Origin of the sequence: Rhodoferax sp. BAB1 (genome assembly GCF_013334205.1) — a bacterium.
Classification (GTDB): domain Bacteria; phylum Pseudomonadota; class Gammaproteobacteria; order Burkholderiales; family Burkholderiaceae_C; genus Hylemonella.
The window spans coordinates 3,286,401-3,297,887 of sequence record NZ_CP054424.1; the positions used below are offsets into that span (position 1 = coordinate 3,286,401).

Annotated in this window: 11 protein-coding genes; 4 read left to right on the top strand and 7 right to left on the bottom strand. The window is 66.7% G+C overall.

Features of this window, described 5'->3' with window-relative positions:
• Positions 1 to 38 precede the first annotated feature (38 nt).
• On the top strand, positions 39 to 914 hold the full coding sequence (locus HTY51_RS15955; protein ID WP_174253647.1) for a DMT family transporter: 876 nt from the start codon (positions 39 to 41) through the stop codon (positions 912 to 914).
• A 34-nt stretch (positions 915 to 948) separates the two neighbouring features.
• On the top strand, positions 949 to 1,434 hold the full coding sequence (locus HTY51_RS15960; RefSeq protein WP_174253648.1) for a glutathione peroxidase: 486 nt from the start codon (positions 949 to 951) through the stop codon (positions 1,432 to 1,434).
• Between the two features lie 14 nt (positions 1,435 to 1,448).
• Here HTY51_RS15960 and glcF read toward each other — a convergent pair whose 3' ends face one another.
• The 5 genes from glcF to HTY51_RS15985 all read right to left on the bottom strand — a co-directional run bounded on the left by glcF (position 1,449) and on the right by HTY51_RS15985 (position 6,539).
• Positions 1,449 to 2,675, bottom strand: coding sequence for a glycolate oxidase subunit GlcF (gene glcF, locus HTY51_RS15965; RefSeq protein ID WP_174253649.1), 1,227 nt, complete (start codon positions 2,673 to 2,675; stop codon positions 1,449 to 1,451).
• Positions 2,676 to 2,681: 6 nt separating this feature from the next.
• Entirely contained in the window at positions 2,682 to 3,761 is a 1,080-nt protein-coding gene (glcE, locus tag HTY51_RS15970) for a glycolate oxidase subunit GlcE (protein WP_174253650.1), read from the bottom strand.
• A gap of 146 nt (positions 3,762 to 3,907) precedes the next feature.
• The gene (locus HTY51_RS15975; RefSeq protein WP_174253651.1) at positions 3,908 to 5,410 is read right to left on the bottom strand and encodes an ammonium transporter; all 1,503 of its coding nucleotides are present in this window, start codon (positions 5,408 to 5,410) and stop codon (positions 3,908 to 3,910) included.
• 27 nt (positions 5,411 to 5,437) lie between these two features.
• Entirely contained in the window at positions 5,438 to 5,776 is a 339-nt protein-coding gene (gene glnK / locus HTY51_RS15980; protein ID WP_174253652.1) for a P-II family nitrogen regulator, read from the bottom strand.
• A gap of 28 nt (positions 5,777 to 5,804) precedes the next feature.
• A complete protein-coding gene (locus tag HTY51_RS15985) occupies positions 5,805 to 6,539 on the bottom strand; it encodes a TorF family putative porin (RefSeq protein ID WP_254606907.1) in 735 nt (244 codons plus the stop codon).
• A 204-nt stretch (positions 6,540 to 6,743) separates the two neighbouring features.
• Here HTY51_RS15985 and HTY51_RS15990 point away from each other — a divergent pair, with 204 nt between their 5' ends.
• Positions 6,744 to 8,264, top strand: a complete 1,521-nt coding sequence (locus HTY51_RS15990; RefSeq protein WP_174253653.1) for a YifB family Mg chelatase-like AAA ATPase — start codon at positions 6,744 to 6,746, stop codon at positions 8,262 to 8,264.
• Positions 8,265 to 8,276: 12 nt separating this feature from the next.
• On the opposite strand, the gene HTY51_RS15995 is transcribed toward HTY51_RS15990, so the two are convergent.
• Complete coding sequence (locus tag HTY51_RS15995) at positions 8,277 to 9,497, bottom strand: MFS transporter (protein WP_174253654.1); 1,221 nt, start codon at positions 9,495 to 9,497, stop codon at positions 8,277 to 8,279.
• A gap of 93 nt (positions 9,498 to 9,590) precedes the next feature.
• Here HTY51_RS15995 and HTY51_RS16000 point away from each other — a divergent pair, with 93 nt between their 5' ends.
• Positions 9,591 to 10,799, top strand: coding sequence for an MFS transporter (locus HTY51_RS16000; RefSeq protein WP_174253655.1), 1,209 nt, complete (start codon positions 9,591 to 9,593; stop codon positions 10,797 to 10,799).
• Here the strand turns inward: HTY51_RS16000 and HTY51_RS16005 are convergent.
• Positions 10,796 to 11,452: a glycine zipper 2TM domain-containing protein gene (locus HTY51_RS16005; protein WP_174253656.1), complete on the bottom strand. Its 657-nt coding sequence runs from the start codon at positions 11,450 to 11,452 to the stop codon at positions 10,796 to 10,798. The two genes, HTY51_RS16000 and HTY51_RS16005, sit on opposite strands and share 4 nt — an antisense overlap.
• Between the last annotated feature and the right edge of the window lie 35 nt (positions 11,453 to 11,487).

The following is an 11,487-nucleotide window of genomic DNA, read 5'->3' on the forward strand; positions in this document are numbered from 1 at the left end:
TTGTGGCCTTTGCGCAAGCGCATGGCGGTGGTGATCCCATGAATCGACAACTCGCCGCCTGGGCCCTGGTGCTCAACGCCTTCATCTGGGGCGTCTCCTGGTACCCCTTCCGATTGCTGGAAGCACAAGGCCTGCACCCGCTGTGGTCCACCTTCCTGATCTACGCGCTGGCGTTGCTGGCCCTGCTGGCCTGGCGCCCGGGGGCCTGGCGTCACTTTTTGCGCCAGCCCATGCTTCTTCTGCTGCTGGTGGCCGCCGGTCTGACCAATGTGGGCTTCAACTGGGCCGTCACCGTGGGCGACGTGGTGCGCGTGGTGCTGCTGTTCTACCTGATGCCCATGTGGTCGGTGCTGCTGGCCTGGGGGCTGCTGGGTGAACGCCCGGGCCTGAGCGCGCTGCTGCGCCTGGGGCTGGCCCTGGCCGGCGTGGTCATCGTGCTCAAGACACCGGGCTCGCCCTGGCCGCTGCCGCACAGCCTGCCCGACTGGCTGGCCCTGATGGGCGGCTTCTGCTTTGCGCTGACCAATGTGCTGCTTCTCAAGCTCAGGGACACGGCCGAAGAGGCGCGCATGGTCGCCATGTTCGCCGGCGGCGCGCTGCTGGCCCTGGCCACGGCCGGGCTGGGCACCCCCTCGGGCCTGGTGCCCGCGCTGCCGGCAGTTGGCGCCAGCTGGATGGGGCTGGTGCTGCTGACCAGCCTGGCCTTCCTGGCCTCCAACCTGGGCCTGCAGTACGGCGCGGCGCGCCTGCCGGCGGCCACCACGGCCCTGGTCATGTTGACCGAGGTGGTGTTTGCCAGTGTGTCCTCGGTGCTGCTCGGTGCAGCGGAATTGGAGCCACGCACGCTGCTGGGCGGGGCCCTGATCCTGCTGGCGGCCTTGTGGGCGGCCTGGCCGGCAAAGCCGCGGTGCTAGCACGCAAGCTCCGCACGCGCACCCTCTCTCCAGCATGCCCTCCGTCTACGATTTCGAAGCCGAACAGATCGCCGGCCAGCCCGTCGCCCTGAGCCAGTTCAGGGGGAAAGTCATGCTGATCGTCAACACCGCCAGTGCCTGCGGCTTCACGCCGCAGTTTGCCGGGCTGGAGGAACTGCACCAGGCCTACGGCCCGCAGGGACTGGTCGTGCTGGGTTTCCCCTGCAACCAGTTCGGCGCCCAGGACCGCGGCAGCAACACCGCGATCGCCAGCTTCTGCCAGCTCAACTACGGCGTGAGCTTCCCCATGATGGCCAAGGTCCAGGTCAACGGGCCGCAAGCCCACCCGCTTTACCAGTGGCTGGTGCGGGAGGCCCGGGGAGTGCTGGGAACGAAGTCCATCAAATGGAACTTCACCAAGTTCCTGATCGGCAAGGACGGCACGGTGCGCAAGCGGTATGCGCCTTACACCGATCCGCGGCGGCTGCAGCACGACATCGAGGCCGCGCTGGCCGCCTGATCTCCTGGCCGGCTTCAGGCCTGCGCCAGCGCCTCGTCCAGCAGCTCCACCCAGTGCTTCACCGGCGTGCCGGTGCCGCTCTGCAAGTGCGTGATACAGCCGATGTTGGCGGAGGCTATCTGCTCAGGCTGCATCTCACCCAGGTTCCTGAGCTTGCGGTCGCGCAATTCGTAGGCCAGCTTGGGGTTGAGCACCGAGTAGGTGCCGGCCGAGCCGCAGCACAGGTGGGGCTCGACGCGGCAGGTGTTGACCTTGAAGCCCAGCGCGCCCATGTGCTCTTCCACACCACCGCGCAGCTTCTGTCCGTGCTGCAGGGTGCAAGGTGGATGGAACGCGATCTGGCCGGCCTTGGCGCCGACCTTGCCGCGCAAGGGGTCCACCAGTGCGGGCAGCAGCTCGCTCAGGTCTTTGGTCAGCTCGCTGATGCGTTGGGCCTTGGTCGCGTACTGCGGGTCGTCGCGCAGGATATGGCCGTATTCCTTGACGGTCACGCCGCAGCCCGAGGCGTTCATGACGATGGCTTCCACGCCGCTCTCGATGTGCGGCCACCAGGCGTCGATGTTGGCACGCATCTCGGTCTTGCCGCCGTCCTGGTCGTTCAGGTGGAACTTCACGGCGCCACAGCAGCCTGCTTTCGCGGCCACCACGGTCTGGATACCGGCGGCGTCCAGCACGCGGGCCGTGGCGCTGTTGATGTTCGGCATCATGGCCGGCTGCACGCAGCCGGCCAGCATCAGCACCTTGCGCGCATGGCTGCGCGTGGGCCACTGACCTGCATCTTGCGCGGCCGGCACCTTGGCCTTGAGGCTGGCGGGCATCAGGCCGCGTACCAGCTGGCCCATCTTCATGGCCGGAGCGAACAGCGGCGAGGTCAGGCCCTCTTTCAGCGCCCAGCGCACAAAACGCTCATTGGCGGGGCGCGGCACTTTCTCGTCGACGATCTTGCGACCGATGTCGACCAGATGCCCGTAGTCCACGCCCGAAGGACAGGTGCTTTCGCAATTGCGGCAGGTGAGGCAGCGGTCCAGGTGAGCCTGGGTCTTGCGCGTGGGCGCTTCGCCCTCGAGCACCTGCTTGATCAGGTAGATGCGGCCGCGCGGACCGTCGAGTTCGTCGCCGAGCAGCTGGTAGGTGGGGCAGGTGGCGGTGCAGAAGCCGCAGTGCACGCACTTGCGCAGGATGGCTTCGGCCGCCTGGCCGTCGGCCGTGTGCTTGAACTCGGGGGCGAGGTTGGTTTGCATGACGGCTTAGAAATCGGGGTAGAGGCGGCCGCGGTTGAAGATGCCGGCCGGGTCGAACTGCTTCTTGAGTTCGCGGGTGATGCGGTCCAGCGGCGCGGCCAGCGGTGTGAAGACACCGGCACTCTTGTCGGTGGCGCGGAACAGCGTGGCATGGCCGGCGGTGCTGTCCAGCACCTCGCTCATGTCGGGGCGCCGTGGCAGCGGCAATTTGAGCCAGCGCTGGGCGCCGCCCCATTCGATCAGCGTGGGGCCCAGGCCCAGTGGCGGCGCGGTGTCGGGCACGCTCAGGCGCATCAAGGATTCGCCCTCGGCCAGCTGGAAAAACGGTGCGGTCTGCTCGCGCAGTGCATTCCACAAGAGCGTGGCCTGGCCGGCGTCCATGACGGTGCCGCCCATGCTCTTCTGGGCAGCCGCCACGGCGGCTTGCGCGCCGCGCAGGCGCACCATCAGGGCGCCTTCAAACCAGCAGGAGGCGTTGACGGGCAGGGGCAGCGCGCCCCAGCTGTTGAGTTGCGCCAGCGCGCGGGTTTCGTCCAGCTCGAAGACCAGGGTGCTTTCGGCCACGGCGCGCGGCAGCACCTTGAGCGAGACCTCGGTGATCAGGCCCAGGGTGCCCATGGCGCCGGCCATCAGGCGCGAGACGTCGTAACCCGCCACGTTTTTCATGACCTGTCCGCCGAAGGTCAGCAACTCCGCCTTGCCGTTGAGCAACTCCAGGCCCAGCACGTAGTCGCGCACGGCACCCACGCTGGCACGGGCCGGGCCGTTGAGACCCGATGCGACCATGCCGCCGACGGTGGCCATGGCGCCGCTGGCGGCGAAGTGTGGGGGTTCGAAGGGCAGAATCTGGCCGCGCTCGGCCAGCACTTCCTCCACCTCGGCCAGCGGGGTGCCTGCGCGCACGGTGATGACGAGTTCACTGGGTTCGTAGCTGACTATGCCCTGCAGGGGGCGCGTGTCGAGCACGTCGCCCTGCAGGGTCTGGCCATAGAAGTCTTTGCTGCCACCGCCGCGGATGCGCAGCGGGGTGCGGTTGGCGGCGGCCTGGCGCACGATTTCGGTGATGTGTTGCAGGGCTGTATCCATACCGCCATGTTAACGGCTGGCGACCGTGCAGACGAAAAAAGGCCCGCTCGAGCTTGCGCTCTTGCGGGCCTGAACCAGAGGAGACTCTCGTTGCCCTGGTGCGGCAGCCGGACCCTGATGAAGTTCAGCTGCCGTCCATTGCTCGTTTACCGGTTGTAGGCGGTTTCGCCGTGGGCGGTAATGTCCAGACCCTGGCGCTCGTCTTCTTCGCTGACGCGCAGGCCGATGGTCAGGTCCACGATCTTGTAGGCGATGAAGGAAACCACACCGGACCAGACGATGGTGATCAGCACAGCCTTGAGCTGGGTCCAGACCTGGGTGGCGATCGAGTAATCGGCCGCCGTGACCATGCCGACCGTGACCCAGTCACCGACCAGGCTCGGGCCGCCCAGGGCCGGGCTGTTGAACACGCCGGTCAGCAGGGCACCGACGATGCCGCCGATACCGTGCACGCCGAACACGTCGAGCGAGTCGTCGGCACCCAGCATCTTCTTCAGACCGCTGACGCCCCACAGGCAGGCGAAACCGGCGACCAGGCCGATGATCAGCGCGCCACCGATGCCGACGTTGCCGGCAGCCGGGGTGATGGCCACCAGGCCGGCAACGGCACCAGAGGCAGCACCCAGCATGGAGGACTTGCCCTTGAGCAGCGCCTCACCCACGCTCCAGGCCAGCACCGCAGCGGCCGTGGCCACGAAGGTATTGGCAAAGGCCAGGGCGGCGAAGCCGTTGGCTTCCAGGGCGGAGCCGGCGTTGAAGCCGAACCAGCCCACCCACAGCAGGGAGGCACCGACCATGGTCAGCGTCAGGCTGTGCGGGGCCATGGCTTCCTTGCCGTAGCCGATGCGCTTGCCCACCATGTAGGCACCCACCAGGCCAGCAACAGCGGCGTTGATGTGCACCACGGTACCGCCGGCGAAGTCCAGCGCACCCATCTGCCAGATGTAGCCGGCCTTGCCGTTCATGGCATCGACGACTTCCTTGGCGGCATAGGCGTCCGGACCCATCCAGAACCAGACCATGTGCGCGATCGGGGCGTAGCTGAAGGTGAACCACAGAACCATGAACATCAGCACGGCCGAGAACTTCATGCGCTCGGCGAAGGCACCGACGATCAGTGCGCAGGTGATGCCCGCGAAGGTCGCCTGGAAGGCGGCAAACACGATCTCGGGGATGTAGACACCCTTGCTGAAGGTCGCGCCGTTGGCGAATGTGCCCGCGGCGTTGTCCCAGATGCCCTTGAGGAACAAGCGGTCGAAGCCGCCGACAAAGGCGTTGCCTTCCGTGAACGCCAGGCTGTAGCCGTAGATGAACCACAGCACGACGATCAGCGAGAAGGTCACCATGACCTGCATCAGCACCGACAGCATGTTCTTGCTGCGGACCAGGCCGCCATAGAACAGGGCCAGGCCAGGCACCGTCATCATGATCACCAGCAGGGTGGCGACCATCATCCAGGCGGTATCGCCCTTGTTGGGCACGGGCACGGCAGCCGCCGGGGCGGCGTCTGCGGGGGCAGCGGCCGGAGCAGCAGCCGCTGCGGGAGCGGCGGCTTCGGCAACCGGGGCCGGAGCAGTCTGGGACCAGACGGCGGCCGAGCCGGCCAGCAGGCCCAGGCCCAGCACGAAGGAGACAAGTAGTTTTTTCATGTCAGTGTTCTCTCTGTTGTGGGCGGCTCAGAGCGCTTCCTTGCCGGTTTCACCGGTGCGGATACGCACGACCTGCTCGAGGTTGTAGACAAAGATCTTGCCGTCGCCGATCTTGCCGGTACGGGCCGAACCTTCGATGGCCTCGATGACGCGGTCGACCAGTTCGTCGGACACGGCGGCTTCGATCTTCACCTTGGGCAGGAAATCGACCACGTATTCCGCGCCGCGGTACAGCTCGGTATGGCCTTTCTGGCGGCCGAAGCCCTTGACTTCGGTGACGGTGATGCCCTGCACCCCGATGGCCGAGAGGCCTTCTCGCACCTCATCGAGCTTGAACGGTTTGATGATGGCTGTAACGAGTTTCATGGGTTCTCCTCTGGGTTGAGTTGAGAGTTTAGAAGCTGTACTTCACGCCCACAATGGCCTGGTCCTTGGACAGATTGCGAGCCCAGGTACCTGCGGTCTTCTGATCGACGGAAACATAGGACAGGCTGCCGGTATAGCCACCGCCGAAGTCTTTGGTCAGCGTCAGGGCGTAGTCGGTGTAGTCGTAGTTGTCGTTGTTGGTGCCGTTGTTGCTCTTGAAATCCTGGAGACCAACGTGCGGCACCAGCGCGAAACCCTTGCCCAGATCGAAGGTGGCCGACAGGTCGGTATAGGTCGAGCCCTTGCTGTCGGGGGTACCGAACAGGTTGGAGAATGCGTAGGAGTACTTCAGGGTGAACGGGCCGTAGGTACCGGCAACATAGGCCTCGTCGGTGCTTGCGTTCTTGAAGCCGCTCACATCGCCAAGCTTGTTGCCGACGTATTCATAACGCAGGTAACCCACGTCGTAGGCGATAGGCCCGGCCGTACCCTTGTAGCCGCCGTACAGGTCCAGCTCAAAGCTGCTGTCCTTCGCGCCGGAGTCCTTGATCCAGGAGATGTTGGAGCCCCAGGCACCCAGGTAAAAGCCGCTGGCGTGGGCATAGTCGGCACCGCCTTGCACAGCCGGATCGCCATTGGTCTGGGACAGGCCACGGTAACGGTACTCGCTCACCACACCCACGTTGTAGGCCACTTGAGCAAAGGCGGCAGAGCCAGCGGTCAGGGCCAGGGCGGCGAGGGCGATCTTGGATTTCAGGTTCATGTCGTACTCCATCAGAGGGTTAAAGGGACGAACCGAATAAGCAGGGACCGTGCCAACTCCTACCTTAGAAATTCCACATGAATATGTACACGTATCTGCACAAGATACGTTAAGATAACTGTACAAACATACAGAATGCACCAATAGTGTGCGCCTTCTGGATGACAAGTGCAAGACTTGCACCGATTTGTGGAGGAATTTGCCATGAGCCTGTCACTGGTGCATAGCCGGGCCCTGCTGGGCCTGGACGCCGCCGCGGTCACCGTGGAAGTCCACCTCGCCAACGGACTGCCCAGCTTCACGCTGGTCGGCCTGGCGGAAACCGAAGTCAAGGAAGCCCGCGAGCGCGTGCGCTCGGCCATCCTGAACGCCGGGCTGGAGTTCCCGCACAACAAACGCATCACGGTCAATCTGGCACCCGCTGACTTACCCAAGGACTCCGGGCGCTTCGATCTGCCCATTGCCCTGGGCATCCTGGCGGCCAGTGGCCAGATCGACCCAGCCGCCCTGGCCGGTCATGAGTTCGCCGGGGAGCTGTCCCTTTCGGGTGAGTTGCGCCCGGTCCGTGGCGCCCTGGCCATGGCATTGGCCCTGCGCGCCGTACCCACAAAGCTGGTGCTGCCCCCGGGCAGTGCCGAGGAGGCCGCCCTGGTGCCAGGCATCACCATCTACAAGGCGACCCACCTGCTGGACCTGGTGCAACAGTTCCTGCCCGGCCGGGGCCCGGCCCACCCCGATGCACCCATCTGGTCCCCGTTGGCCCCGCAGCCGCTCCATATCCGGTGGGATGGCCCCGATCTGGCCGATGTGAAGGGCCAAGCCGCCCCCAAGCGGGCCCTCGAAATCGCAGCTGCCGGCGGCCACAGCATTTTGTTCAGCGGCCCGCCGGGTGCCGGCAAGTCCATGCTGGCCGAGCGTCTGGCCGGCCTGCTGCCCCCCATGTCGACCGACGAGGCGCTGGAAAGCGCCGCCATCGCCAGCCTGGCCGGGCGCTTCGAGATCGCCCACTGGGGCCAACGCCCCACTTGCAGCCCGCACCACTCGGCCAGCGCGGTGGCGCTGGTGGGCGGTGGTTCACCACCACGCCCCGGCGAGGTCTCGCTGGCCCACCACGGCGTGCTTTATCTGGATGAACTGCCGGAATTTCCGCGGGCCGCGCTGGAAGCCTTGCGTGAGCCGCTGGAATCCGGCCGCATCACCATTGCGCGCGCCGCGCGGCGCGCCGAGTTCCCGGCGCGTTTCCAGCTGGTGGCCGCCATGAACCCCTGCCCCTGCGGCCACCTGGGCTCGGCCCAGCGCGCCTGCCGCTGCACGCCCGACCAGGTGGCGCGTTACCAGGGGCGGCTCTCCGGCCCCCTGCTGGACCGCATCGACCTGCATGTGCAAGTGGGCGCCCTGCCCAGCACCGAACTGTTGCAGGCAAGCGCCGGCGAAAACACGGCCAGCGTGCGTGCGCGCTGCACGGCGGCGCACGCACGCGCCCTGGCACGCCAGGGCAAACCCAACCATGCGCTCACCAGCCAGGAGATCGACACACACACCCGCCCCGAAGAAGACGCCCTGCGTTTTCTGGACACGGCCGCGGTGCGGCTGGGCTGGTCGGCACGCGGCCTGCACCGCACGCTGAAGGTAGCGCGCACCATTGCCGATCTGGCCGATGCACCACGCATCACACTGGAGCATGTCGCCGAAGCGCTGCAGTACCGGCAAGCGGCGCGGGCCTGAAGCCCGCAGGGCTCACTCCAGCTGCATCAGGTCGGCACGCCGGCGCAGTGCGCTGGCGAAGTACAGGCCCACCGCCACCAGCACACTGCAACCCAGCGCGATGACGGCCGTCGAGCCGATGCGCCCCACCAGCGCGGCCGCCAGCAGCACACCGATGGACTGGCCCATGAACAGGGCCGAGGCGAACAGGGACACCGCCGTGCCGCGCGCGGACGGCGCCATCTGCGTCGCATTGGCCTGCATGGTGTTGTGGAACATGAAAAAGCCGAAGCCGGCCAGCAGGCTGGCGGGCACGCTGGGCCACCACACGGGCGTGAAGGCAATCACCAGCGAGGCCAGGCCCAGCAGCGTGACACCCGCGCGCGCCAGCCCGTGCTCTCCCAGGCGCTGGATCATGAAACGCGCCACGGCCATGTAGGCCATGCCGCCCAGGCCAAACAAGGCGACGATGGCGCCCGACGCAGAGAGCGAAAGGCCCAGTTCATGGTGCAGGTGCGAGGCCCAGATGGCCAGCACGCCAAAACCGGAGGCGCCTTCGAACAGGGCCACGATGAGCACGATGCGCGACCAGCGCCCGGTGACGATCTGCAGCGCCTGCTGCACGAAACCGGGGCGCACCTCGGGCACGGGATTGTGCGTCACCGCTGCCTCGCTGCGCTGGCGCCGCTCGTCACGCCACAGCAGCAAACCCACCACGCCGAACAGCAGCGTCATGAAAACAAAGGCCCAGCGCCAGCCCAGGGTGTCGGTGAACACCCCGCCCAGCAGCTGGCCACCGGTGATGCCCAGCGTGGTGCCCAGGCCCACGCGCGCCAGCGTCTCCTGGCGCAACTCGTAGGCCACCGCATCACCGATCCAGGCCAGCGAAAGCGGAATGATGGCCGCCGCGCCCAATGCCACCAGCATGCGCGCCAGCACCAGCATGTCCAGGCTGGCCGCAAACACTGCGAGCACACTGGCCACGCTGCAGCCCAGCGTGGCCCAGGTGACGATGCGGAACTTGCCCAGGCGATCGCCCAGGGGGCCGTAGAACAACTGGCACAGGCCGTAGACCACGGCAAAAACCGAGATCACGCTCGCCACCTCGCCCAGGCTGGCGGAGAACTCGCGCGCGAGTTCGGGCAGCATGGCGTCACACAAACGCTGTACCGCCATGCTGGCAAAGGTGGCAAAAGACAACAACAGGACGGAACGGCGCGTGGAGGCGGAAATCGTGACGGTGCCGGAGCTCATGCGGGAAGGTGGTGTGGGAATCGGTGGGCAGGGCAGACGCGCCCGGGCTTGCGGAAGGAATCACAAGAAGCGTACTGAATCATAATCGTCGCCATGCTCAAGCGCTCAGCCCAGTCTCCCTCACTGATAGGCTGGCTTTCGCTGACGCAACTCATCAGCTGGGGCAGCGTGTTTTATCTCTTTGCCCTGCTGCTGGAGCCGGTCGAGCGCGAACTGGGCCTGAGCCGGGCGGACGCTTCCCTGGCCTTCAGCCTGGCCCTGCTCGCCGAAGGCCTGCTGGCCTGGCCCGTGGGCCGACTGATCGACCGCGGGCACGAACGCCTGGTGATGACCCTGGGCTCCCTGGTGGTGGCGCTGGGCCTGGCCCTGCATACACAGGTCGACAGCCTGGCCGGCTATTACGGTGTCTGGATCCTGCTGGGCGTGGGCCTGGCCGGCACGCTCTATCCGCCGGCCTTTGCGGTGGTCATCCGTCGTTACCCGAACGACTTCCGCCGCGCCATCATCGTCATCACTTTTCTGGGCGGACTGGCCAGCACGGTCTTCATGCCGCTGATCGCCTGGCTCATGAGCCTGCTGGGCTGGCGGCTGGCCCTGTGGCCGCTGGCCGCGCTGCACCTGCTGGTGTGCGCGCCCATCCATGCCACGGTGCTGCGCAAGGCGCCGCCGCCCCTGAAGACGAGCGCACATGCCCCTCGCGCACCCTTGCACCGCCATCTGCTGAGCGCGCCCTACCTGCTGGTGGGTCTTTTCATCGTGCTGCTGATGGGCGTGACCGCGGCCCTGCCGGCGCACATGGTCAGCCTGCTGCGCAGCTACGGCCTGTCCGAGACCTGGGTCATCGCCGTGCCGGCGGCCGTAGGCCTGCTGCAGGTGGGCGGCCGGGCCCTGCTGTTCTTCTTCGAACACCACCTGAACCTGCATCAGGTGAACCGGCTGATCCCCTGCCTGATCCCGACAGGCCTGCTCATCCTGCTGCTGGCGCCCTGGGCTGGCACACTGCAAATCACACTGGTGGTGCTCTTCGTCGCGGTCTACGGCATGGGCAATGGCATGCTCACCATCGTCAAGGGCACGGCGGTGGCCGAGTACGTGAACCGTGAACAGGCCGCCAGTCTCAACGGCGCGCTGGGCCTGCCCATGGCCCTGGGCCGCGCCGCCGCGCCCTGGCTGCTGGGTTTGATGTGGACCCCCGAGGCCGCCTACAGCAGCGGCCTGTGGCTGATGCTGGGCCTGAGCGTGCTCGGTGTGCTGGCCCTGGTGCTGGCCCAGCGGCTGGCGGCCCCCCATCCATCGCCTTAGCGGGAGAGCGGCTCCAGCTTGCTGCCGTCGTAGCGCACGCGCTCGCCCACGGCGATGGGCGTATCCAGCTCCAGGCTGCGACGACTGCCGTCGTCCATGCGCAACTCGACCTGCCAGGCCTGTACCTTCTTCCTGTTTTTCTCGATCTGGTTGCCGGCAATGCCGCCACCGATGGCACCGATCACCCGTGCCGCGTCGCGGCCCGAACCCTGGCCAATCTGGTTACCGACGATGGCGCCCAACACGCCACCGGCCACCGCGCCAACACCGCTGGTGGGAACTTCGCGTTCGAAGGGTGTGACGGCCGTCACGGTGGCACAGTCGATGCAGACCGGTGCTGCCGCAGGCGTCGGCATGGCGACCGGCGTGGGACTGGCTTCGGAAGGCGCCTGGGCTTTTTTCACGGGAACCGGACGAGGCCTGGGCTTGGTCACGGGTGCCGGCTCGACCACGACCGGCTTCTCCGCGACGGGAGCTGGCGCAACGATCTCCGGCAAGGCGCTCACGACTTCCACCTCGGCGGCCGTTTTCGGCTGCAGGGTGGAATAGAGGGCGCCGCCCAGGCCCACCACCGCCAGCCCCAGCACGCCCACGGCGACCCACAACCCCTTGGTTCCGGCGACCACGGCGCCGGTGCTTGTCACGTCACTCATCTGTTTCCTCCTGCTTGGCATGGCCTTGAAGAACG

Excerpts from the sequence above, each read along its gene's own strand:
- HTY51_RS15955 (WP_174253647.1), top strand. The coding sequence starts at position 39 with ATGAATCGACAACTCGCCGCCTGGGCCCTGGTGCTCAACGCCTTCATC.
- HTY51_RS15960 (WP_174253648.1), top strand. The coding sequence starts at position 949 with ATGCCCTCCGTCTACGATTTCGAAGCCGAACAGATCGCCGGCCAGCCC.
- glcF (WP_174253649.1), bottom strand. The coding sequence starts at position 2,675 with ATGCAAACCAACCTCGCCCCCGAGTTCAAGCACACGGCCGACGGCCAG.
- glcE (WP_174253650.1), bottom strand. The coding sequence starts at position 3,761 with ATGGATACAGCCCTGCAACACATCACCGAAATCGTGCGCCAGGCCGCC.
- HTY51_RS15975 (WP_174253651.1), bottom strand. The coding sequence starts at position 5,410 with ATGAAAAAACTACTTGTCTCCTTCGTGCTGGGCCTGGGCCTGCTGGCC.
- glnK (WP_174253652.1), bottom strand. The coding sequence starts at position 5,776 with ATGAAACTCGTTACAGCCATCATCAAACCGTTCAAGCTCGATGAGGTG.
- HTY51_RS15985 (WP_254606907.1), bottom strand. The coding sequence starts at position 6,539 with ATGAACCTGAAATCCAAGATCGCCCTCGCCGCCCTGGCCCTGACCGCT.
- HTY51_RS15990 (WP_174253653.1), top strand. The coding sequence starts at position 6,744 with ATGAGCCTGTCACTGGTGCATAGCCGGGCCCTGCTGGGCCTGGACGCC.
- HTY51_RS15995 (WP_174253654.1), bottom strand. The coding sequence starts at position 9,497 with ATGAGCTCCGGCACCGTCACGATTTCCGCCTCCACGCGCCGTTCCGTC.
- HTY51_RS16000 (WP_174253655.1), top strand. The coding sequence starts at position 9,591 with ATGCTCAAGCGCTCAGCCCAGTCTCCCTCACTGATAGGCTGGCTTTCG.
- HTY51_RS16005 (WP_174253656.1), bottom strand. The coding sequence starts at position 11,452 with ATGAGTGACGTGACAAGCACCGGCGCCGTGGTCGCCGGAACCAAGGGG.